The sequence below is a fragment of the Pseudomonas sp. SJZ131 genome (assembly GCF_007828705.1).
Taxonomy (GTDB): domain Bacteria; phylum Pseudomonadota; class Gammaproteobacteria; order Pseudomonadales; family Pseudomonadaceae; genus Aquipseudomonas; species Aquipseudomonas prosekii.
The window spans coordinates 435,771-458,171 of sequence record NZ_VIVC01000002.1 but is presented as its reverse complement, the minus strand read 5'-3'; the positions used below and the strand labels follow the sequence as shown (position 1 = coordinate 458,171).

The 22,401-nt window shown below is 60.3% G+C and carries 17 protein-coding genes and 1 pseudogene; 10 read left to right on the top strand and 8 right to left on the bottom strand.

All coding sequences use genetic code 11. The annotated features are described in order from the left end of the window. Positions 1-60: 60 nt before the first annotated feature. Together FBY12_RS08905 and FBY12_RS08900 are read left to right on the top strand one after the other, a co-directional pair. A complete protein-coding gene (locus FBY12_RS08905; protein WP_145252640.1) occupies positions 61-1,125 on the top strand; it encodes a hypothetical protein in 1,065 nt (354 codons plus the stop codon). 120 nt (positions 1,126-1,245) lie between these two features. After that, entirely contained in the window at positions 1,246-2,310 is a 1,065-nt protein-coding gene (locus FBY12_RS08900; protein WP_256663287.1) for a hypothetical protein, read from the top strand. Between the two features lie 285 nt (positions 2,311-2,595). On the opposite strand, the gene FBY12_RS08895 is transcribed toward FBY12_RS08900, so the two are convergent. The 8 genes from FBY12_RS08895 to FBY12_RS08860 all read right to left on the bottom strand — a co-directional run bounded on the left by FBY12_RS08895 (position 2,596) and on the right by FBY12_RS08860 (position 12,136). Then, positions 2,596-3,597: a PleD family two-component system response regulator gene (locus FBY12_RS08895; protein WP_145252639.1), complete on the bottom strand. Its 1,002-nt coding sequence runs from the start codon at positions 3,595-3,597 to the stop codon at positions 2,596-2,598. Positions 3,598-3,651: 54 nt separating this feature from the next. Continuing rightward, positions 3,652-4,656 (bottom strand): chemotaxis response regulator protein-glutamate methylesterase, encoded by a 1,005-nt coding sequence (locus tag FBY12_RS08890; protein ID WP_145252638.1) that lies wholly within the window; start codon positions 4,654-4,656, stop codon positions 3,652-3,654. Beyond that, on the bottom strand, positions 4,653-6,953 hold the full coding sequence (locus FBY12_RS08885; protein ID WP_145252637.1) for a hybrid sensor histidine kinase/response regulator: 2,301 nt from the start codon (positions 6,951-6,953) through the stop codon (positions 4,653-4,655). Before FBY12_RS08885 ends, FBY12_RS08890 begins: the two co-directional genes overlap by 4 nt. Continuing rightward, positions 6,950-7,633: a chemotaxis protein CheW gene (locus tag FBY12_RS08880; RefSeq protein ID WP_121731145.1), complete on the bottom strand. Its 684-nt coding sequence runs from the start codon at positions 7,631-7,633 to the stop codon at positions 6,950-6,952. The genes FBY12_RS08885 and FBY12_RS08880 overlap by 4 nt, the downstream gene beginning before the upstream one ends. Next, positions 7,630-8,913, bottom strand: coding sequence for a protein-glutamate O-methyltransferase CheR (locus FBY12_RS08875; RefSeq protein WP_145252636.1), 1,284 nt, complete (start codon positions 8,911-8,913; stop codon positions 7,630-7,632). Before FBY12_RS08875 ends, FBY12_RS08880 begins: the two co-directional genes overlap by 4 nt. After that, positions 8,910-9,446 (bottom strand): chemotaxis protein CheW, encoded by a 537-nt coding sequence (locus FBY12_RS08870; protein ID WP_109503161.1) that lies wholly within the window; start codon positions 9,444-9,446, stop codon positions 8,910-8,912. The genes FBY12_RS08875 and FBY12_RS08870 overlap by 4 nt, the downstream gene beginning before the upstream one ends. Beyond that, on the bottom strand, positions 9,446-11,068 hold the full coding sequence (locus FBY12_RS08865) for a methyl-accepting chemotaxis protein (protein WP_121731148.1): 1,623 nt from the start codon (positions 11,066-11,068) through the stop codon (positions 9,446-9,448). Before FBY12_RS08865 ends, FBY12_RS08870 begins: the two co-directional genes overlap by 1 nt. Before the next feature lie 321 nt (positions 11,069-11,389). Then, positions 11,390-12,136, bottom strand: coding sequence for a tellurite resistance TerB family protein (locus FBY12_RS08860; protein WP_092272756.1), 747 nt, complete (start codon positions 12,134-12,136; stop codon positions 11,390-11,392). Positions 12,137-12,345: 209 nt separating this feature from the next. On the opposite strand from FBY12_RS08860, the gene FBY12_RS08855 reads away from it, so the two are divergent. The 8 genes and pseudogenes from FBY12_RS08855 to FBY12_RS08820 all read left to right on the top strand — a co-directional run bounded on the left by FBY12_RS08855 (position 12,346) and on the right by FBY12_RS08820 (position 22,381). Continuing rightward, positions 12,346-13,260 (top strand): LysR family transcriptional regulator, encoded by a 915-nt coding sequence (locus FBY12_RS08855; protein ID WP_121731150.1) that lies wholly within the window; start codon positions 12,346-12,348, stop codon positions 13,258-13,260. Positions 13,261-13,392: 132 nt separating this feature from the next. After that, positions 13,393-14,851: pseudogene (locus tag FBY12_RS08850) on the top strand (gamma-aminobutyraldehyde dehydrogenase). 108 nt (positions 14,852-14,959) lie between these two features. Further along, complete coding sequence (gene ydcS, locus FBY12_RS08845) at positions 14,960-16,111, top strand: putative ABC transporter substrate-binding protein YdcS (RefSeq protein WP_145252635.1); 1,152 nt, start codon at positions 14,960-14,962, stop codon at positions 16,109-16,111. A 251-nt stretch (positions 16,112-16,362) separates the two neighbouring features. Next, a complete protein-coding gene (locus FBY12_RS08840) occupies positions 16,363-17,400 on the top strand; it encodes an ABC transporter ATP-binding protein (protein WP_145252634.1) in 1,038 nt (345 codons plus the stop codon). Position 17,401: 1 nt separating this feature from the next. Next, positions 17,402-18,349 (top strand): ABC transporter permease, encoded by a 948-nt coding sequence (locus FBY12_RS08835; protein ID WP_109503156.1) that lies wholly within the window; start codon positions 17,402-17,404, stop codon positions 18,347-18,349. After that, positions 18,339-19,148, top strand: coding sequence for an ABC transporter permease (locus FBY12_RS08830; protein ID WP_121731154.1), 810 nt, complete (start codon positions 18,339-18,341; stop codon positions 19,146-19,148). Before FBY12_RS08835 ends, FBY12_RS08830 begins: the two co-directional genes overlap by 11 nt. A 147-nt stretch (positions 19,149-19,295) precedes the next feature. Continuing rightward, positions 19,296-20,720 (top strand): gamma-aminobutyraldehyde dehydrogenase, encoded by a 1,425-nt coding sequence (locus FBY12_RS08825; RefSeq protein WP_145252633.1) that lies wholly within the window; start codon positions 19,296-19,298, stop codon positions 20,718-20,720. Between the two features lie 176 nt (positions 20,721-20,896). Further along, positions 20,897-22,381 carry an APC family permease gene (locus FBY12_RS08820; protein WP_145252632.1) on the top strand — a complete coding sequence of 495 codons (1,485 nt, stop codon included), beginning with the start codon at positions 20,897-20,899 and terminating at the stop codon, positions 22,379-22,381. Positions 22,382-22,401 lie beyond the last annotated feature (20 nt).

Below are 22,401 nucleotides of genomic sequence, written 5' to 3'. Positions count from 1 at the left end.
TAGTGAGGTGAAACTTCATTGGGCTGATGAACTTACGGATAAATCGCGGAGTGGTGACTAATGACAGATCAATCGTGGTATGCCCAGACCGCCTTCGGATGGAATGAGGTACCTCAACAAGAATGCTCGACTGAACGTCCGTGGATTATGCGATTCGCCAAGGTCAGACTGCCGTGGGGCAATACTGATGAAGTCACGGCTGCAAACCTTCTCGAAAAAATCTCTCCAGAAGAAATTCGTCTCCATGAAAAATTCAAGAAAGAGCATGAAGAGAAAATAGCCACGAACACTTATGATCCTAGCCCACACGAACTTATTGATTTCCACATAAGGGATGACCACGAACAATTCAGATACGCAAGTCTTCCAGCGAGCTCTCACTTTTGGCTGTATATAAGAGCTTTTGGAAAATGGATTTTTTACATCTCTTTTATATTCAGCATCCCAAGTCACTTCGTGATGACGTCAGCAACTACAGAACCATTCTGGGAACTGACAAAACGCTCAATATTCGAGTATTACTCTTGGTTCTTAGGCCTACCTCTCCTATCCTGGACAATCGGCTCAATAGTCATAAAACACTTCCCCAGCCTGTGGATAAAAGCCTCACGAGGCCCGATCTGGGAACTCAACCGCCGCACCGGTCTAGTCACCGTCTTCGACTACAAGAACAACGGTGAATATAAAAAGAACGGCACCATCGGTGAACTCACCGCCCCTTTCTACGAATTCGACGCTTACATCGCAACTTCTCCGGACAGTCAGGGCATGCCGATGAATGTCCTCTACCTCGCCCATCGCTACCGCAACATCATGATCAACTTCGGCGCACTTCTCTGTCCCGGCCCCGAAGTGCAACCCGCCTGCGCACTGTGGGATTTTATCCAGAACTACATGGACGTCAGCCGCCCCTTACCCGACTTGCCGCAATACGAGGAGTACCGCCACCTCGACCCCACCACTGCCGAATATGATCGCCGCACTGGTCGCAACCCGCGTTTCTGGATTGACATGGATGATGCGACATTCAAACAGGTGGTCAGGGAGATGCATCAGCGCGTCGCCAACATCGATACGTTTCAACGGCCTAATTTGATGGCGGCTTATGTGACGTATGTCGATTGAGCCAAATAAAAAGTTGCCGGGATTTGCCGCGTCGTTCTATGGCAACAATCTCGATTCCAGCAGTGAGGTGAAACTTCATTGGGCTGATGAATTTACCGACATATCGCGGAGTGGTGACTAATGACAGATCAATCGTGGTATGCCCAGACCGCCTACGGATGGAATGAGGTACCTCAACAAGAATGCTCGACTGAACGTCCGTGGATTATGCGCTTTGCTAGAGCCAGACTGCCATGGGGCAATACGGATGACGTAACGGCTGCAAATCTTCTCGAAAAATTCTCACCAAAAGAACTCCGTCTCCACGAGGGTTTCAAGAAAGAGCGTGAAGAGCAGATAGCCACAAATACGTTTGATCCTAACCCATACGGGCATATAGATTTTCATATAAGGGATGATAATGAACGGTTCAGATATGCTCTTCTGCCCGCAAGCTCCCACTTTTGGATGTATATGTCTGGAGGAGGGCGCTTCTTATTCTTTTTATTTTTAATTGCCAGTATCCTTCCATATTTTTCTGAAATCTCAAACGAAACGAAGTCTGTATGGGATTCCACTAAAAGTATTTTTATAGAGTTTTTTTCCTGGTTCCTCGGCATACCACTCCTATGCTGGGCAATAGGTTCAATAGTCATAAAACACTTCCCAAACCTCTGGCTAAAACCCTCCCGAGGCCCCATCTGGGAACTCAACCGCCGCACCGGTCTGGTCACCGTCTTCGACTACAAAAACAACGGTGAATATAAAAAGAACGGCACCATCGGTGAACTCACCGCCGCTTTCTACGAGTTTGATGCCTACATCGCCACGTCCCCGGACAGTCAGGGCATGCCGATGAATGTGCTCTACCTCGCCCATCGCTACCGCAACATCATGATCAACTTCGGCGCACTGCTCTGTCCCGGTCCCGAGGTGCAACCCGCGTGCGCACTGTGGGATTTCATCCAGAACTACATGGACGTCAGCCGCCCCCTGCCGGATCTGCCGCAATACGAGGAGTACCGCCACCTCGACCCCACCACCGCCGAATACGACCGCCGCACCGGTCGCAACCCGCGTTTCTGGATCGACATGGATGATGCGACGTTCAAACAGGTGGTCAGGGAAATGCATCAGCGCGTCGCCAACATCGATACGTTTCAACGGCCGAATTTGATGGCGGCTTATGTGACGTATGTCGATTGAGCTACTAAAGATATGCCGCGCACTGCGGCGAAACACTTTATGGGGAATGGCTATCGGGGTGGCCGTTAGCTAGCCAAGGGTGAAAGAAGCGCAGGTGTCGAGCACGAATAACCTGTGGCGAGGGAGCTTGCTCCCGTTCGGCTGAGAATTAGTCGTAGAAGGATCGAAGCGTATGGGAGGAAAAACGCCGGGGCCGCTTCGCGACCCAACGGGGGCAAGCCCCCTCGCCACAAAAGCCCCGTGCCTCGGGGCGTCTAAGCCTGGAAAATGAGCTCAGGCCACCCGCTACTCAATCCCCACCTGATTACGCCCATTGTTCTTCGCCAGATACAGCCCTTTATCCGCCGCCGAGATCAGTTGCCGGCAATCGCTGCCCTGCTGCGGGGTGATCGTTGACAGGCCGATGCTGATGGTCAGAATCGCCCCTTCTGCCGGGAACACGTGGGGGATTTTCAGCCCCGCCACAGTCTGCCGAAGTTTCTCCGCGACCAATCGCGCGCCGCCCGGCGAGGTGTTTGGCAGCACCAGCGCAAACTCTTCGCCGCCATAGCGTGCCGGCAAGTCCGAAGGTCGGGCGCTGGCGTCGCGGATCGCCGTGGCGACTTTGCGCAGGGCTTCGTCGCCCTCCAGATGGCCGAAGCTGTCGTTGTAGGATTTGAAGTAATCGACGTCGATCATCAGCAACGACAGTTGCGTCTGGTCACGCAATGAGCGGCGCCATTCGAGTTCGAGGTATTCATCAAAATGCCGTCGGTTCGACAGCCCGGTCAGGCCATCGGAGTTCATCAGGCGCTGCAACACCAGATTGGTATCGAGCAATTGCTGCTGACTGACACGCAACGCGCGGTACGCCGCATCGCGCTGCAACAACGTCATGTACGAGCGCGAGTGGTAACGAATTCGCGCCACCAGTTCGATGTTGTCCGGCAGTTTCACCAGGTAATCGTTGGCCCCGGCCGCGAACGCCGCGCTTTTGATCAGAGGGTCTTCCTTGGTCGAGAGGACGATGATCGGGATGTCCTTGGTCGCCGGATGATTGCGGTATTCGCGCACCAGCGACAGACCGTCGAGGCCGGGCATCACCAGATCCTGGAGGATCACCGTCGGTTTGATACGAACCGCTTGTGCGATGGCCTGATGCGGATCGGCGCAGAAGTGGAAATCGATGTTTTCCTGATTCGCCAGACCGCGCCGAACCGCCTCGCCGATCATCGCTTGATCGTCGACCAACAACACCATGGCGGCGTTTTCGTCGGTCTTGAAGTCGTCGAGTTGTAGGTCATTCATGTGCGGTCACCTGAATACTGCCGGGGCCAGGATTGCGGCGAAAAGTCGTCATTTCTAGAATATCTCCAGCAATCGTGGCGCTATCGTGTCCAGTGAACGGATCTCTTTGGCGGCATCGATTGCCGCCGCCGCTTTCGGCATTCCGTACACCGCACTGCTGTTCTGGTCCTGAGCGATAGTCAGGTAACCCTGTTGGCGCATGAGTTTAAGCCCCTGCGCGCCGTCGCGCCCCATGCCGGTGAGCAAAACGCCGACTGCGTCGCCATTCCAGTAACTGGCCACGCTTTCGAAAAACACATCGATCGAAGGCCGGTAAATCTCGTTGACCGGTTCGGCGGTGTAAGCCAGCGTGCCGTTCTTCAACAGACGAATATGGTGATTGGTCCCCGCCAGCAACACCGTGCCGGGTTGCGGCGGTTCACCCTCCTGAGCCAGCCGCACATTGAGGCCGCTGGCGCTGCTCAGCCATTCGGCCATGCCGGCGGCGAAAACCTGGTCGACGTGCTGCACCAGCACAATTGCGGCGGAAAAATTCTTCGGCAAGCCTTTGAGCAACACTTCGAGTGCCGCCGGCCCGCCCGCCGACGAGCCGATCGCTACCAGTTTTTGCCGCGAGCCGGAGCTGCGCAGCGGGCTCGGCGCCGTGCGCACACGATTGCCCTTGTCGCCAATCAGCCAACTGATATTGAGGATCTTGCGCAGCAACGGCGCCGCCGCTTCCGCAGGATTGCCGGCACCAATCGCCGGCGTATCGACCACGTCCAGCGCGCCATACCCCATGGCTTCGAACACCCGGTGCACGTTCTGCTGGCGGTCCACCGTGACAATCACGATGGCGCACGGCGTGTCGGCCATGATCCGCCGGGTCGCCTCGACGCCGTCCATCACCGGCATGATCAAGTCCATCAGGATCAGGTCCGGCGTCTGTTCGACGCAGCGTTGTACCGCTTCGGCGCCATTGCTCGCGACCCAGATCACCTGGTGCGCGGGCTCGAATGCGAGGGCGCGGCGCAGCGCTTCGACCGCCATGGGCATGTCATTGACGATAGCGATTTTCATGCCCGCGCTCCTCCAATGAGCTCAACCACCGCATCGAGCAGGGCGTCGTCATGAAAACTCGCCTTGGCTAGATAATAGTCGGCTCCGGCGTCCAGTCCACGGCGGCGGTCTTCTTCGCGGTCCTTGTAGGAAACCACCATCACCGGCAGCGATTGCAGGCGATTGTCCCGACGCAACAGCGACACCAGTTCGATGCCATCCATGCGCGGCATATCGATGTCAGTAATCAGCAGATCGAAATCCTCCGAACGCAACGCGTTCCAGCCATCCATGCCGTCGACCGCGACGGCCACGTCGTAACCCCGATTGAGCAGCAACTTGCGCTGCAATTCACGTACCGTCAGCGAATCGTCAACCACCAGAATGCGTTTGCGCGCCGCTTCAGCGGCCTGATTACTGTGCCGGGCGATCCGCTCCAGGCGCCCGGTATTCAGCAGTTTGTCGACCGAACGCAGCATGTCTTCGACGTCGACAATCAACACCACCGAACCGTCGTCGAGCAAGGCCCCGGCGGAAATGTCCTGAATCTTGCCCAGCCGCTCATCCAGCGGCAAGACCACCAAGGTCCGCTCGCCGACAAAACGTTCAACCGCCACGCCGTAGATCGCATCGCGCTCGCGAATCACCACGACCTTGAGCGTTTGCTGGCTGGTCTGGCTCGCCGGGCGCTGCAGCAATTGGCTGGCCGCGACCAAACCGACGTGGCGGCCTTCGTACCAGAAGTGCTGGCGCCCTTCGAGCTGGACGATGTCGTCCGCTTCGAGGTCGCACATGCGCTCGATGTGCGCCAGCGGAAAGGCATAAGCCTCGTCGCCGACTTCGACCACCAGGCTGCGCACCACCGACAGGGTCAGCGGCACTTCCAGATGAAAACGACTGCCCTCGCCCGCCGTCTGCTCCAGCACCACGGCGCCGCGCAACTGGCGGACCATGTGCTGAACCGCGTCGAGGCCAACCCCGCGCCCGGAGACTTCGGTGACCTTGTCGCGCAGGCTGAAACCCGGCAGAAACAGGAACGTCAGCAGTTCTTCTTCGCTCAACTGCGCAGCAGTTTCCGCCGGCGACAACTGCCGCTCGATGATGCTGCGGCGGACCTTTTCGAGGTCGACGCCGTTACCGTCATCGCTGAGTTCAAGGACCAGCAAACCGGCCTGATGTGAGGCGCGCAAGCGGATCAGACCTTCCGCCGGTTTACCCCCGAGCAGGCGTTGTTCCGGGGTTTCGATGCCGTGGTCGACGGCGTTGCGCAGCAGATGGGTCAGCGGCGCTTCGAGTTTTTCCAGGACGTCGCGATCAACCTGGGTTTTCTCGCCTTCGATCTCCAGCCGCACCTGTTTACCCAAGTCGCGCCCGAGGTCGCGGACCATGCGCACTTGCCCGCTCAGCACATCGGCGAACGGGCGCATGCGGCAGGCCAGCGCAGTGTCGTACAACACCTGCGCGCGTTGGCTGGCGTGCCAGGCGAACTCATCCAGTTCGGCGTTTTTTTCCACCAGCAACTGCTGGGATTCCGCCAACAACCGCCGCGCGTCATCCAGCGCTTCCTGAGCTTCGAGGCTCAGGTGCAAATCCTTGAGATGAACATTGAGGTTTTCCAGCGCGCGCAAGCCATTGCTCTGCGTGCGTTTGAGCCGCTGCATGGTCGCCAGATGCGGTTTCAGCCGCAGGGTTTCCACCAGCGATTTGCTCGACAGATCCAGCAAACTGTTCAGCCGCTCGGCGGTGACGCGCAACACGCGCTCACCGTTTTCCGTGGTGCGGCGGTTGACCCGGGGAGGCTCGCTCGCAACGGCCGGCGCCACCAGCGGTTGCTCGATCACCGGCACCGGCACTTCGACCGTTGGCGCCGGCAATTGCAGCTCGTCCATGAACGGCGCAATCGGCGTGCTGATCGGCGGCGCCAGTGCCAGCGGATCGAGCAAGCGCCCCATCAGCGCCACATAAGCCTCGACGTCCAGCGCCGACGGCGCGTGGGTTGGCGTGGCGATGCGCATCAACAGGTCGGTGCCTTGCAACAATGCGTCGATGTGTTCGGGGCGTAGATACAGCCGCGATTCCTGCGCGCTGACCAGGCAATCTTCCATCACATGCGCGACGCTGACCCCGGCATCCACCCCGACAATCCGCGCCGCACCCTTGAGCGAATGCGCCGCGCGCATGCACGATTCGAGGTGATCGGCCTGGGTCGGGTCGCGCTCCAGCGCCAGCAGTCCGGCGCTGAGCACTTGGGTCTGGGCCTCGGCTTCGAGGCTGAACAACTCCAGCAAAGAGGCGTCGCGCATTTGCTCGGGGGTCATGTGAGGCTCCGGGTCACGGCGGACAACAACTGTTCTTCATCCAGCCAGCGCAGGCTGCGACCTTTGAATTGCAACACGCCACGGGTGTATTTGGCGCTGGCCTGCGCGCCCGATTGCGAGGCGGCGTCGAGGATGCGTTGGTCGATCGCGTGAATCCCGTCGACCTCGTCCACCGGCACCACCACCGGGCCACCGCGTGCGGCGATGATCAACATGCGCGGCATCACTCGCGCGCCGGACGCGACATTGTTGCTGGTGTCGAGGCCAAGCAATTCCACCAGCGACAGGCACGCGACCAACGCGCCGCGCACATTCGCCACGCCGAGCAGGGCCCGCGAGCGCTGGTGCGGCAGCGAATGGATGGCTTGCAGCGGCGCGACTTCCACCAGGCTGCGCGTGGCCAGCCCCAGCCATTCTTCGCCGAGCCGGAACATCAGCAGCGAGCGGGTTTTGACCTCGGTTTCGAGCGCCGTCGCGACTTGCTCGTGGTGGTCCTGCTGCAACGCGTAACGGTCGAGCAACCGCGTGGCCGCCGCCGAATACACCGAGCAATTGCGGCAATGAATGTGCTCTTCCAGCAGCGGGCAGGACTTGTCGCCGTGGATGCCGATACGGTTCCAGCAGTCGTCGATGGCCTGCGCATCTTCGTGGGTGACGTGCAAAGTGTCCGCGCCGTTCATCGTTTACGCTCACTGTCAGCCGCGCGTTCGCTGCGCGCGGCGCGTTCCTGCAAGCGTCGCGCGCCCGCCGTATCGCCTTGGGATTGCAGCAACGCCGCCAAGTGCATCAAAGCATCAGGATGTTGCGGTTCGAGGTACAACGCCTTGCGATAAAAGCCCTGCGCTTCGAGCGCACGCCCGGCCACGTCGCTGAGCAATCCCAGCCAATAAAACACCTGCGCGACCGGTTCGTGGCTGCGCAGATACAGTTCACACGCCGCCCGCGCCTCGGTGCTTTTGCCTTCGTTGGCCAGCGCGGCGATGCTCGCCAGTAACGTGGCGGCGTCGGAGTTGGGCGTTTTCGTGGAGTTCGTCAATGGCACAACCGCCGCGAACGGGCGACTGCGTGGCGGCGGCGTCGCGCTGCGCAGTGGTTGGCGCGCGGGCAGCGGTGTTTGCAGCGGCGTTGGCAAAACGGTCGGTGGTAACGGTTCCGGCTCTGCCAGACTTTGCCGACTGAACGCAAACGACTGCGCAATACCGATCGAACGCATGCCCAATCGCCCGAGCAAACTGCCTTCAGCCGGGCCGATAAACAGCACCCCATCGACGTGGGTCAGGCGCTTGAGCACTTCGAACACTTGCTGCTGGGTCGGCTGATCGAAATAGATCAGCAGGTTGCGACAGAACACGAAGTCATAGGGCGGCTCGTTCGCCAGCAACGTCGGATCGAGCAGATTCGCCACTTGCAAACGCACTTGTTCCAGCACCCGTTCGCTGAGCTTGTAGCCGTCGTCTTCGGCGCTGAAATACCGCTCGCGAAACGCGATGTCCTGCCCACGAAAGGAGTTTTTGCCGTACACCGCGCGCCTGGCTTTTTCCACCGAAAGCGGGCTGACGTCCATGCCTTTGACTTTGAACTGGTGCGGTTTGAGCCCGGCGTCGAGCAACGCCATGGCAATCGAATAAGGCTCTTCGCCGGTGGAACACGGCAGGCTGAGAATGCGCAAGGCGCGCATGTGGTTGATCTCGGTCAGGCGTTTACTCGCCAGTTTCGCCAGCGTGGCGAAGGATTCCGGGTAACGGAAAAACCAGGTTTCCGGGACGATCACCGCTTCGATCAGCGCCTGCTGCTCATCCCGCGAGCCTTGCAAAGTCTGCCAATACTCATCGGCGCTCAGCGCTTTTGAGGCTGTGGTGCGCTGGCGAACCGCGCGTTCGATGATCGCCGCGCCGACCGACGCAACGTCGAGGCCGATGCGATCCTTGAGGAAATCGAAAAAGCGCTGATCGCTGCTCATGGCTGATCCTCAAGCAACGTCAGGTCCAGCGGCGATGGCGGAAACAATAGCGCGCGCACATCGTCGTCGAGCAGGTCGGCAACCCGCACCCATTGCAGCAATCCCAGCGCGTCTTTGCGCACCGGGCCGAGGTACGGCGCCTGGCGATTGTCGAGGCCATAGGGCTGAAATTCCGCCGCGTCGCAGCGCAAAGTGTCGGTGGCTTGTTCGAGGATCAACCCGAGCAATTGCGCGGGCGTGGCGGCGTCGGGGCGATAGTGCACCAGCACCAGCCGCGTACTGGTGCGCGCCTGCGCCGGTTGGCCAAATGTCAGCGCGCTCAAGTCAATCACCGGCACCACGGCGCCGCGATAGGCGAATACACCGGCGACCCACTGCGGCGCCCGCGCAATCGGTTTCAGCGGCAGGCGCGGCAACACTTCCGCGACTTCGATGGCTTGCAGCGCATAACGCTCGTCACCGATGCGAAACACCAGAAACAGCGCTTGCCTCGCCGCCGTCACGGCGTGGCGTTTGGCCGTGAGTTCGTTCATCAGACTTTGAATCGCGAGACGCCACTGCGCAGCCCGACGGCCACCTGGCTCAGTTCGTCGATGGCAAAACTGGCCTGACGCAACGACTCGACGGTCTGGCTGCTGGCATCGCCCAACTGCACCAGCGCGTGGTTGATTTGCTCGGCGCCGGTGGCCTGCGCCTGCATGCCTTCGTTAACCATCAACACCCGCGGCGCCAACGCCTGCACCTGATGAATGATCTGCGACAGCTGCTCGCCGACTTGCTGCACTTCGGACATGCCGCGCCGCACTTCTTCGGAGAATTTGTCCATGCCCATGACCCCGGCCGACACCGCCGACTGAATCTCCCGGACCATCTGTTCGATGTCGTAAGTGGCCACGGCGGTCTGGTCCGCCAAACGCCGGACTTCGGTGGCGACCACGGCAAATCCGCGGCCATATTCGCCAGCCTTTTCCGCCTCGATGGCAGCGTTCAGCGACAACAGATTGGTCTGGTCGGCAACCTTGACGATGGTCACCACCACTTGGTTGATGTTGCCGGCCTTCTCGTTGAGGATCGCCAGTTTGGCGTTGACCAGATCCGCTGCGCCCATCACCGAGTGCATGGTTTCTTCCATGCGCGCCAGCCCTTGCTGCCCGGAGCCGGCGGCCACCGAGGCCTGGTCGGCGGCGGTGGAGACTTCGGTCATGGTCCGCACCAGGTCACGCGAGGTCGCGGCAATTTCCCGCGAGGTCGCGCCGATTTCGGTGGTGGTGGCGGCGGTTTCGGTGGCGGTGGCTTGTTGTTGCTTGGACGTCGCGGCGATTTCGGTCACCGACGTGGTGACTTGCACCGACGAGCGCTGCGCCTGCGACACCAGCGAGGTGAGCTCGGCCATCATGTCGTTGAAGCCGGTTTCGACGGCGCCGAACTCGTCTTTGCGTTCCAGATTGAGGCGACCGCTGAGGTCGCCGGTGCGCATGATTTCGAGGATCTGCACGATGCGGTTCATCGGCGCCATGATCGCGCGCATCAGCAGCAAACCGCAGAAACCGGCGGCGAGCACCGCGACCAGCAGCGAGACGCCCATGCTGACTTTGGCCGCGAGCACGGCGTTGTCGATGGCGATGATGTCCTGATCGGCGACGGCTTTGTTTTCACGGAGGATGTCGTTGAGCTTCACGCGACCGGCGGTCCAGGTCGGCGTGAGTTTTTCGTTGAATAACTTGACCGCTTCGACTTCCAGATTGCGTTGATGCAAGTCGAGCACCGCGGCCAGCAGCGTTTTGTACTCTTCGTGGATCTTTTCGAAAGTGGCGAATTCGACCTTGTCTTCTTCGGTGGTGACGGTGGCGCGGTAGTTGTCGATCTGCGCCTGCAAGCGCAGTTCGAACGTCTTGAATTCGGCGGCATCTTCGGTGCTGAAGCCCTGCCCTTCCTTGAGGCCGAGCATTTCCTGAACCCGCAGGTAACTGTCGGACCAGGCGCCCCGGATCATCGAGCTGTAATAGACGCCGGGCAACGCGTCTTCACGGACGCTGGCTTCGCTTTCTTCGATTTTCAACAGCCGCGAATACGAGACGACGACCATCAGCAACATGATGGCGATAATCACCGCAAAGCTCGCCAAGATCCGTTGGCGCAACGTCCAGTTCTTCACAGTAAGTCCTCGGGCCATTTTCAAATTCTGCGGAGTATAGCTGAGCGCAGTGTTTCATTTATAAGACGGATGCGCGTTGCCGCAATTTGCGCGCGCAGATCGCCGGGCAGGCTCTGGGATGGGACTTTCCGCTAGATCGGGGGGTGTTTGCCAGAGGGGGATTGGCAGAAGTGGGCCGTGGATTGGCCAGCAGACATGGTGCGCGGCTGAAGACGCTTTCGCGGGCAAGCCTCGCTCCCACAGAATCGCTGTCGTGTGCGAGCGACCGACCAACGCTAACTGTGTAGGAGCGAGGCTTGCCCGCGAGGGCAATTTCAGGTTTTACACCGAAGCGGCGCGTACCTGTTTTTCCAGTTCGAGCTTCAACCCCGGCTCAAGCTTCAACTGCCGCGCGAGTTCGTCGAGGTAGGATTTCTCCATGAAATTCTCTTCGTCCACCAGCATCACGCTGGCGATGTACATTTCGGCGGCGATTTCCGGGGTGCTGGCGGCGCGGGCGACGTCGGTCGGGTCCAGCGGTTTGTTCAGCTCGGCGTGCAGCCAGTGCTGCAGTTCCTGATCGTTATCGAGCTTGGTGAATTCGCCCTCGATCAACGCACGTTCGCGCTCATCGACATGACCATCAGCCTTGGCTGCCGCGACCAGTGCTTTGAGAATCGCCTGGCTGTGTTGCTCGACCTGCGCGGGCGGCACCCGGTCGACGGTTTGCGGTTCGACCTTCGCTGCGGTGCCCTGCTGCGCCTGCCAGTTGCCGTAAGCCTTGTAGGCAATCACGCCCAACGCCGCGAGGCCGCCGTAGAGCGCGACTTTGCCGCCAGCATTACGGACCTTTTTGTTGCCCATCAACAGCCCCATCGCGCCCGCTGCCAATGCGCCGCCGCCCGCGCCCGAGAGCAAACCGCCGAGGCCGCCCGAGCCACCACTGCCGCCGAGCAAACCGCCCAGCGCGCCGCCGACAGAACCGCCAACCGAGCCGCCAGAAGACTTCTGCGAGTGACCGCCAGCCTTTTTCTGCAACAAGTCCTGGCCGGATTTGAGTAGCTGATCGAGCAATCCACGGGTGTTCATTTGTTGCCTCCACGAATTCGGGGTAACCGGATCAATAAGGCAACCAGCCTAGGGCGAAAGTGCCCAACGCCCGGCGGCGAGAGTGCTTCCAGATGTTGCTTGGCCAATTAATCCTGTCCCGCAAGCTTTCATGATTGGAAACTGGTCATTCGAAAAAACAGACATACACTCGAACACATCGATAAAAACCGCCCACCGGGTATTTTCCAATGATGACCCTGCGTCAAATCCGTCACTTCATTGCCGTGGCCGAGACCGGCTCCATTTCCTCTGCTGCGCAAACCGCATTCATTTCGCAATCGACCCTGACGCTGGCGATCCAGCAACTGGAGCAGGAAATCGGCGTCAGCCTGTTTAACCGGCACGCCAAAGGCATGACGCTGACGCACCAGGGGCATCAATTTCTGCGCCAGGCGCACCTGATTCTGGCCACGGTCGACAACGCCAAACGCAGCCTGCAACAAAGCACCGATCAGGTTGCCGGGCAATTGATCATCGGCGTGACCAGCCTCGTCGCCGGTTATTACCTCGCCGATCTGCTCACCCGATTCCAGCGCGCTTACCCCAACGTCGAGATCCGCGTGATGGAAGACGAGCGCCCGTACATCGAGCATTTGCTGGTCAGCGGCGAAATCGATGTCGGCGTGTTGATCCTCTCCAACCTCGAAGATCGCCACGCCTTGCAGACTGAAGTGCTCACGCATTCGCCGCACCGTTTGTGGCTGCCGGCACAACATCCGCTGCTGGAACACGACAGCATCAACCTCGCCGACGTGACCCGCGAGCCGCTGATCCAGCTCAACGTCGATGAAATGGACCGCAACGCCCAGCGCATGTGGTCGGCCGCGTCCCTGCAACCGCGCATCACCCTCAAAACTGCGTCGACGGAAGCCGTGCGAAGTCTGGTGGCGGCGGGTCTGGGCGTGTCAATCCAGCCTGACATGACCTACCGGCCGTGGTCGCTGGAGGGCGACATCATTGAGGCGCGGCCGATCGCCGACCTCAGCCAGACCCTCGACGTCGGCCTCGCCTGGCGCCGGGGCACGGCACGTCCGGCGCTGGTCGACCCGTTCCTGACCGTCGCTCGCGAACAACCGCACGGCGGGCGCAAGCCATCTATTTAATCGAACGCCACCTTCAGTATTTAGAATTTGTCGACCTCGGGCCCGCGCACTAGTCTTGTCACATCTTTATAAGACGGCCGGGCTCCAGTCACTGGGAGCACCATGGCTACACAAGAAAAGAGAACCCGAAAAATGCCCGGCGCGCAGACCCCTTTGTTCACCGCACTGTTGATCGATGGCGAACTGGTCGCGGGTCAGGGTTTTGTCGAGCCGATCCTCAATCCGGCCACCGGGGAAGTGCTGACGCACATTGCCGAGGCCAGCACCGAGCAAGTCGAAGCCGCGATCCTCGCCGCCCACCGTGCGTTCGCCAGTTGGTCGCGGACCACCCCGCAGCAGCGCTCGAACCTGTTGCTGGATATCGCCAACGCCATCGAAAAAAACGCCGACCTGCTCGCCCGCCTCGAATCGCTGAATTGCGGCAAGCCGTTGCACTTGGCGCGTCAGGATGATTTGAGCGCGACGGTTGATGTCTTCCGTTTTTTTGCCGGCGCCGTGCGTTGCCAGACTGGCCAGCTCAGCGGCGAATACCTGCCGGGCTACACCAGCATGGTGCGGCGCGATCCGATTGGCGTGGTCGCATCGATTGCGCCATGGAATTACCCGATCATGATGGCCGCGTGGAAAATCGCCCCGGCCCTCGCTGCCGGCAACACGCTGGTGTTCAAGCCGTCCGAACACACGCCGCTGTCGATCCTCGCACTGGCGCCAGCGCTGGCCGAGATTCTCCCGCGCGGGGTGATCAACATTATTTGTGGCGGCGGCGAAGGGGTCGGCAGCCATTTGGTCAGCCACCCGAAAGTGCGCATGGTTTCGCTGACCGGCGATATCGTCACCGGGCAGAAGATCCTGCAAGCGGCGGCGAAAACCCTCAAACGCACGCATCTCGAACTCGGCGGCAAAGCGCCGGTGATCGTCTGCAACGACGCGGATATTCAAGCGGTGGTCGAAGGCGTGCGCACTTACGGCTATTACAACGCCGGCCAGGATTGCACCGCCGCGTGCCGGATTTACGCGCAGGCCGGGATTCATGATCGGTTGGTCGCAGAGCTTGGCGCGGCGGTCAGCAGCCTGCGTTTCGCCGGCAAACGCGATGCCGACAATGAAATCGGTCCGCTGATCAGCACCCGCCAGCGCGACCGCGTCGCCAGTTTTGTCGAGCGCGCTCTCGGTCAGCCGCACATCGAACGCGTCACCGGTGCGGCGGTGCATTCCGGCGCCGGTTTCTTCTATCAGCCGACCTTGCTCGCCGGTTGCAAGCAAAGCGATGAAATCGTCCAGCGCGAAGTATTCGCGCCCGGTGGTGACCGTCACCCGTTTCGATGAACTCGCGCAAGCGGTGGACTGGGCCAACGACTCCGAATACGGGCTCGCCTCGTCGATCTGGACGCAGAACCTCGACAAAGCCATGCAAGTCGCGGCGCGTTTGCAATACGGCTGCACCTGGATCAACAGCCATTTCATGCTGGTCAGCGAAATGCCGCACGGCGGGCTCAAGCGTTCGGGCTACGGCAAAGATTTGTCCAGCGATTCGCTGCAGGACTACAGCGTGGTGCGGCACATCATGGCCCGGCACGGCCAGCATCTCTGACTACGCTAATAACAAGACCGATAACGGCCTGATAAAAACCAGCCGCCAACGGCATGCTTCACCACGTTCACAACTGCCCCGACCATAATTAAAGAAGAGGGAAACCCCATGTTCGTGCACAAGACCGCATTGCTCAGCGCAATCACTACGGCACTGCTCGCCAGTGCCAGTATCCAGGCCGCCGAACCGCTGAAAACTGTCGGTGCCGGCGAAGGTCAGTTGGATATCGTCGCCTGGCCGGGTTACATCGAACGTGGCGAGAGCGACAAGGCCTACGACTGGGTGACGGGTTTCGAGAAGGAAACCGGCTGCAAGGTCAACGTGAAAACGGCGGCGACCTCTGACGAAATGGTCAGCCTGATGGCCAAGGGCGGTTATGACCTGGTGACCGCGTCGGGCGATGCCTCGTTGCGCTTGATCGGCGGCAAGCGTGTGCAGCCGATCAACACCGCGTTGATCCCGAACTGGAAAGGTCTCGACCCGCGCCTCAAGGATGCGCCGTGGTACGTGGTCAACAACCAGACTTACGGCACCCCGTACCAGTGGGGGCCGAACGTGTTGATGTACAACACCAACGTATTCAAAACCGCGCCGACCAGTTGGAACGTGTTGTTCAACGCGCAGAACCTGCCCGACGGCAAGCCGAACAAGGGGCGCGTGCAGGCTTACGACGGCCCGATCTACATCGCCGACGCGGCGCTGTATCTGAAGAGCACCAAACCCGAGCTGGGCATCAAAGACCCGTATCAACTCAGCGAAGATCAGTACAAGGCTGTGCTCGATCTGTTGCGCGCACAGCAGCCGCTGATCCACCGCTACTGGCACGACACCACCGTACAGATGAGCGATTTCAAGAACGAAGGCGTGGTGGCATCCAGTGCCTGGCCGTATCAGGTCAATGGTTTGATGAACGAGAAGCAGCCGATTGCCTCGACGATCCCCAAAGAAGGCGCGACCGGCTGGGCTGACACGACGATGTTGCACGCCGAGGCCAAGCACCCGAACTGCGCTTACAAATGGATGGACTGGTCGCTGCAACCGAAAGTCCAGGGCGATGTGGCGGCGTGGTTTGGCTCGTTGCCAGCGGTGCCGGCAGCGTGCACCGGCAGCGAATTGCTCGGCGCCGAGGGTTGCAAAACCAACGGTTTCGACCAGTTCGAGAAGATCGCCTTCTGGAAAACCCCGCAGGCCGAGGGCGGCAAATTCGTCCCTTACAGCCGCTGGACTCAGGATTACATCGCGATCATGGGCGGCAGATAGCTCTCGGACACAACTCGGTCGGCTCCCTTTCCCCCTCTCCCCTCTGGGGGAGAGGGCTGGGGTGAGGGGGTAGCGTTTGATCTTGCCTCGAAATTTTGGGTAAGGGCTGATAAAGCCGCCCTCACCCCCCGCCCTCTCCCGGAGGGAGAGGGAGCTGAAAGCGGATCGCATTCACCTTCAGATGTTTCAGATTTTTCAGAAGTCCAGGCAGGGCCGCTGTGACGGCCCGCGCTTTTTCGGAGCACCGCACCATGACGCTTGCAGTCCAGTTCACCAATGTTTCCCGGCAGTTCGGCGAGGTGAAGGCCGTTGACCGGGTTTCCATCGACATCGAGGACGGCGAGTTCTTTTCCATGCTCGGCCCGTCCGGCTCGGGCAAAACCACCTGCCTGCGGCTGATTGCCGGGTTCGAACAACCGAGCGCCGGTTCGATCCGCATTCACGGCGAAGAAGCCGCCGGATTGCCGCCCTATCAACGCGACGTCAACACCGTGTTCCAGGACTACGCACTGTTCCCGCACATGAACGTTCGCGACAACGTCGCCTACGGCTTGAAAGTCAAAGGCGTGGGCAAAACCGAACGCCACAAACGCGCCGAAGAAGCCCTCGACATGGTCGCCCTCGGCGGCTACGGCGAGCGCAAACCGGTGCAACTCTCCGGCGGTCAGCGCCAGCGTGTCGCCCTCGCCCGCGCGCTGGTCAATCGTCCGCGCGTGTTGCTGCTCGACGAACCGCTCGGCGCGCTCGACCTCAAACTGCGCGAACAAATGCAAAGCGAACTGAAGAAACTGCAACGCCAACTCGGCATCACGTTCATCTTCGTCACCCACGATCAAACCGAAGCGCTGTCGATGTCCGACCGCGTCGCCGTATTCAATAAAGGACGCATCGAGCAAGTCGACACGCCGCGCAACCTCTACATGAAACCGGCCACCACCTTCGTCGCAGAATTCGTCGGCACCTCCAACGTGATTCGCGGCGAGCTGGCCAGACAATTGAGCGGCAATCCGCAAGCGTTTTCGATTCGTCCGGAACACGTGCGTTTCGCTGAAGGCCCGCTGGCCAGCCATGAAATAGAAGTCAGCGGTTTGCTTCACGACATCCAATATCAGGGCAGCGCCACGCGCTACGAAGTGAAACTGGAAAACGGCCAGACGCTGAACATCAGCCAGGCAAACAACCAGTGGCTGGACACCAGCGCCCGCCATCAAACCGGCCAACGCATCAGCGCACGTTGGGCTCGCGAAGCGATGATCCCGTTACATGACCACGTCGTTGGCGGAGCTTGAGATGAGCACTTTGGCGCTCTCTCAATCGGCGGCCAGCCGTTCGCCGTTGCGGCGGTTTTCCAACCTGCTGTATCGCCGACCGAACTTCTACCTGACGTTGCTGCTGGTACCGCCGCTGCTGTGGTTCGGCGCGATTTACCTTGGCTCGCTGCTGATGCTGTTGTGGCAGGGTTTCTACACCTTCGACGACTTCACCATGGCGGTCACGCCGGACCTGACGCTGGCGAATTTTGCCGCGCTGTTCCAGCCGTCGAACTTCGACATCATCCTGCGCACGCTGAGCATGGCCATCGTCGTCTCGATCGCCAGCGCCATCGTCGCGTTCCCGATTGCCTACTACATGGCGCGTTACACCAGCGGCAAAACCAAGGCGTTTTTCTACATCGCGGTGATGCTGCCGATGTGGGCCAGTTACATCGTCAAGGCCTACGCCTGGACCTTGCTTCTGGCCAAGGGCGGCGTCGCCCAGTGGTTCGTTCAGCACTTGGGCCTGGAGCCGGTCTTGCAGTTTGTGCTGGGCATTCCGGGGGTGGGCGGCAGCACGTTGTCGACCTCGCATTTGGGGCGTTTCATGGTGTTCGTCTATATCTGGCTGCCGTTCATGATCCTGCCGATCCAGGCTTCGCTCGAACGCTTGCCGCCGTCCCTGCTGCAAGCCTCGGCGGACCTTGGCGCCAAGCCGCGCCAGACCTTTATGCAGGTGATTTTGCCGCTGTCGATTCCGGGCATTGCCGCCGGTTCGATCTTCACTTTTTCGCTGACGCTGGGCGACTTTATCGTGCCGCAACTGGTCGGGCCGCCGGGCTACTTCGTCGGCAGCATGGTCTACGCGCAGCAAGGCGCGATCGGCAACATGCCGATGGCCGCCGCGTTCACGCTGGTGCCGATTGTGTTGATCGCCGTTTACCTGACCATCGTCAAACGACTGGGGGCCTTCGATGCACTCTGAGCGCGCTTCACTGGGTTTACGCGTCGCCGCGTGGGGCGGGTTGGTGTTCCTGCACTTCCCGATCCTGATCATCTTTCTCTACGCCTTCAACACCGAAGACGCGGCGTTCAGTTTTCCGCCCAAGGGCTTCACGTTGAAGTGGTTCAGCGTGGCGTTTTCGCGGCCCGACGTGCTCGAAGCGATCAAGCTTTCGGCGCAAATCGCCGCCATCGCCACGCTGATCGCGATGGTCCTCGGCACCCTCGCTTCAGCGGCGCTGTACCGGCGCGATTTTTTCGGCAAGCAAGGCATTTCGCTGATGCTGATCCTGCCGATTGCGCTGCCGGGGATCATTACCGGGATCGCGCTGCTGGCAACCTTCAAGACACTGGGGATCGAGCCTGGGATGTTCACCATCATCGTCGGCCACGCGACCTTCTGTGTGGTCATCGTTTACAACAACGTCATCGCCCGTTTGCGCCGCACTTCGCACAGCTTGATCGAGGCCTCGATGGACCTCGGCGCCGATGGCTGGCAGACCTTTCGCTACATCGTTTTGCCCAATCTCGGCTCGGCGCTGTTGGCCGGCGGCATGCTCGCGTTTGCCTTGTCGTTCGACGAAATCATCGTCACCACCTTCACCGCCGGGCATGAACGCACGCTGCCGCTGTGGCTGCTCAACCAGCTCAGCCGCCCACGCGATGTGCCGGTGACCAACGTCGTCGCGATGCTGGTGATGATGGTGACGATGTTGCCGATTCTCGGCGCGTATTACCTGACCCGGGGCGGTGAAAGCGTGGCGGGTAGTGGCGGGAAATAAACCAACGTGCAAACCGAATCCTGTAGGAGCGAGGCTTGCCCGCGAAGCTTTTGGCGGCCTCGAAGACGCCTTCGCGGGCAAGCCTCGCTCCTACAAGGGATCGGGATTGTGCAGAAAAATAACAATTGCTTTGACGAGGACAAGACCATGCAAACCAGACTCTTGATCAACGGCCAACTGATCGACGGCGAAGGCCCCGCCCAACCGGTGTTCAACCCGGCGCTTGGCCGTGTGCTGGTGGAAATCAACGAAGCCAGCGAAGCCCAGGTCGATGCCGCCGTGCGCGCCGCCGACAATGCCTTCGACGCCTGGTCGCAAACTCCGCCGAAAGAGCGTTCGCTGCTGCTGCTCAAACTCGCCGACGCCATCGAAGCCCACAGCGAAGAACTGGCCAAACTGGAATCGGACAACTGCGGCAAACCCTACAGCGCAGCGCTCAACGACGAGATCCCGGCGATTGCCGACGTGTTCCGCTTCTTCGCCGGTGCCAGCCGTTGCATGAGCGGTTCGGCGGGCGGCGAATACCTGCCCGGCCACACCTCGATGATCCGCCGCGACCCGGTCGGCGTGGTCGCGTCCATCGCGCCGTGGAATTACCCGTTGATGATGGTTGCCTGGAAAATCGCCCCGGCGCTCGCCGCTGGTAATACCGTGGTGCTCAAACCGTCGGAACAAACCCCGCTGACCGCGCTGCGTCTGGTCGAACTGGCGTCAGAGATTTTCCCCGCCGGCGTACTCAATCTGGTGTTTGGTCGGGGTCCTACCGTCGGCCAGCCACTGGTCACGCATCCAAAAGTGCGCATGGTCTCGCTGACCGGCTCCATCGCCACGGGCTCGAACATCATTTCCAGCACGGCCGACAGCGTCAAACGCACGCACATGGAGCTGGGTGGCAAAGCCCCGGTGATCATTTTCGACGACGCCGATATCGACGCTGCCGTCGAAGGCATTCGCACCTTCGGTTTTTACAACGCCGGCCAGGATTGCACCGCCGCGTGCCGCATCTACGCGCAGAAGGGCATTTACGAAAAGTTTGTCGAGAAGCTTGGCGCGGCGGTCAGCAGCATCAAGTACGGCGTGCAGGATGACCCGGCGACCGAGCTGGGTCCGTTGATCACCGCGCAACATCGCGACCGCGTGGCCGGGTTCGTCGAACGCGCCGTGGCGCAATCGCACATTCGTTTGATCACCGGCGGTAAAGCGGTGGAGGGCAACGGATTTTTCTTCGAACCAACGGTGTTGGCGGACGCGCAACAGGACGATGAAATTGTCCGGCGCGAAGTGTTCGGGCCGGTGGTGTCGGTGACGCAGTTTGTCGATGAAGCGCAGGTGCTGGGCTGGGCCAACGACTCGGATTACGGCTTGGCGTCTTCGGTGTGGACCGCCGATGTCGGTCGCGCTCATCGCCTCGCGGCGCGTTTGCAATACGGCTGCACGTGGGTGAATACGCACTTCATGCTCGTCAGCGAAATGCCCCACGGCGGTCAGAAATTGTCCGGCTACGGGAAGGACATGTCGATGTATGGGCTGGAGGACTACACCGTGGTTCGGCATGTGATGTTCAAACACTAAAAGCATCGCGAGTGATCTCGCTCCCACAGGTTCAGCGCGATCCAAGTGGGAGCGAGCCTGCTCGCGATGGCCTCACCGCAACACAAAACAATAACCACCGATCCGGGCTGCGCCGCCAAGGCCCCGCCACGGTTTCGGACATCCGAAATCTGCCGATTTTCCGGAGCTCGATGACCATGAACGCATCACCCGACCTCAATCCAAACGTCCACGACAGCGACGCCGAGCAACTGCGCAAGCTGGGTTACACCTCAAACTTCAACCGCAGCATGAGCCTGTGGGAAAACTTCGCGCTGGGCTTCACTTATCTCTCGCCGGTCGTAGGGGTTTATACCCTCTTCGGCCTGTGCCTCGCGGCGGGCGGGCCACCGATGTTCTGGGCCTATTTGCTGGTCGGTTGCGGCCAGTTGCTGGTGTGCCTGATCTTCGGCGAAGTGGTCTCGCAGTTCCCGATTTCCGGTGGCGTCTACCCATGGGCGCGCCGCTTGGTCGGCAAGCGCTGGGCGTGGATGGTCGGCTGGATCTACTCCATTGCCCTGTGCGTGACCATCGCTGCCGTTGCGGTTGGCGCCGGCCCGTACCTGGCGGCGATGCTGGGTTTTGAACCGAGCAACAACACCAATATCGTTATCGCGCTGGTCCTCACGTTGTTCGCCACGCTGGTCAATCTCAGCGGCACCAAAGTGCTCGCACGAATCGCCATGTTCGGCTTTCTCTGCGAGTTGATTGGCGCGGTGATCGTCGGCGTCTACTTGCTGATCTTCGAGCGCCACCAACCGATCAGCGTGTTGTTCAACACCTTCGACATCAGCATCGATGGCTCGTACCTGCCGGCCTTCCTCACCGCATCGCTGGCCGGGATGTTCCTCTACTACGGCTTCGAGGCCTGCGGTGACGTCGCCGAAGAAACCCCGAACCCGAGCAAACAAATCCCGATTGCCATGCGCATGACCATCTACATCGGCGGCATCTCGGCGATGTTCGCCTGCCTGGCACTGATCCTCGCCGTGCCGGACATGCAAGCCGTGATCAACGGCACCGACAAAGACCCGGTCGCCACCATCCTCAACAACGCATTCGGCGCCGTCGGTTCGAAAGTAGTGATGGGCGTGGTGATGATTTCCTTCATCTCCTGCGTCATCAGCCTGCAAGCAGCGGCGAGTCGTCTGCTGTATTCCTACGCCCGTGACGAAATGGTCATCGGCAGCGCCCTGCTGAAAAAGATTTCTCCTACAACACAAGTGCCGGTTGCGGCGCTGTTCGTGTCAGGCGTCCTGCCGGCCCTGATCATCGCGCTCGGCTTCTTCCTGCAGGACGCGGTAGCCACCATCGTCAGCTTCGCGGCCATCGGGATTTACCTGGCATTCCAGATGATCGTGCTGGCAGCGCTGTACGCACGGACCAAAGGCTGGAAACCCAACGGCAAATTCACCCTCGGCGCGTGGGGCTGGCCGGTGAACATCGGCGCGCTGGTGTATGGCGTCGGCGCAATCATCAACATGGCATGGCCGCGTACGCCGGATGCGCCTTGGTACATCAACTACGCGATGGTGCTGAGCACAGCGATCGTGATTGGGTTGGGGCTGGTTTATATGTGGTTGGGCAAGCCGTATGACCATGGGACTGCGCCTGCGGGGGATGCCTGGAAGGTGGGGCGGTAGGGAAATTTGCTCAGTCCGCA

Excerpts from the sequence above, each read along its gene's own strand:
- FBY12_RS08905 (WP_145252640.1), top strand. The coding sequence starts at position 61 with ATGACAGATCAATCGTGGTATGCCCAGACCGCCTTCGGATGGAATGAG.
- FBY12_RS08900 (WP_256663287.1), top strand. The coding sequence starts at position 1,246 with ATGACAGATCAATCGTGGTATGCCCAGACCGCCTACGGATGGAATGAG.
- FBY12_RS08895 (WP_145252639.1), bottom strand. The coding sequence starts at position 3,597 with ATGAATGACCTACAACTCGACGACTTCAAGACCGACGAAAACGCCGCC.
- FBY12_RS08890 (WP_145252638.1), bottom strand. The coding sequence starts at position 4,656 with ATGAAAATCGCTATCGTCAATGACATGCCCATGGCGGTCGAAGCGCTG.
- FBY12_RS08885 (WP_145252637.1), bottom strand. The coding sequence starts at position 6,953 with ATGACCCCCGAGCAAATGCGCGACGCCTCTTTGCTGGAGTTGTTCAGC.
- FBY12_RS08880 (WP_121731145.1), bottom strand. The coding sequence starts at position 7,633 with ATGAACGGCGCGGACACTTTGCACGTCACCCACGAAGATGCGCAGGCC.
- FBY12_RS08875 (WP_145252636.1), bottom strand. The coding sequence starts at position 8,913 with ATGAGCAGCGATCAGCGCTTTTTCGATTTCCTCAAGGATCGCATCGGC.
- FBY12_RS08870 (WP_109503161.1), bottom strand. The coding sequence starts at position 9,446 with ATGAACGAACTCACGGCCAAACGCCACGCCGTGACGGCGGCGAGGCAA.
- FBY12_RS08860 (WP_092272756.1), bottom strand. The coding sequence starts at position 12,136 with ATGAACACCCGTGGATTGCTCGATCAGCTACTCAAATCCGGCCAGGAC.
- FBY12_RS08855 (WP_121731150.1), top strand. The coding sequence starts at position 12,346 with ATGATGACCCTGCGTCAAATCCGTCACTTCATTGCCGTGGCCGAGACC.
- ydcS (WP_145252635.1), top strand. The coding sequence starts at position 14,960 with ATGTTCGTGCACAAGACCGCATTGCTCAGCGCAATCACTACGGCACTG.
- FBY12_RS08840 (WP_145252634.1), top strand. The coding sequence starts at position 16,363 with ATGACGCTTGCAGTCCAGTTCACCAATGTTTCCCGGCAGTTCGGCGAG.
- FBY12_RS08835 (WP_109503156.1), top strand. The coding sequence starts at position 17,402 with ATGAGCACTTTGGCGCTCTCTCAATCGGCGGCCAGCCGTTCGCCGTTG.
- FBY12_RS08830 (WP_121731154.1), top strand. The coding sequence starts at position 18,339 with ATGCACTCTGAGCGCGCTTCACTGGGTTTACGCGTCGCCGCGTGGGGC.
- FBY12_RS08825 (WP_145252633.1), top strand. The coding sequence starts at position 19,296 with ATGCAAACCAGACTCTTGATCAACGGCCAACTGATCGACGGCGAAGGC.
- FBY12_RS08820 (WP_145252632.1), top strand. The coding sequence starts at position 20,897 with ATGAACGCATCACCCGACCTCAATCCAAACGTCCACGACAGCGACGCC.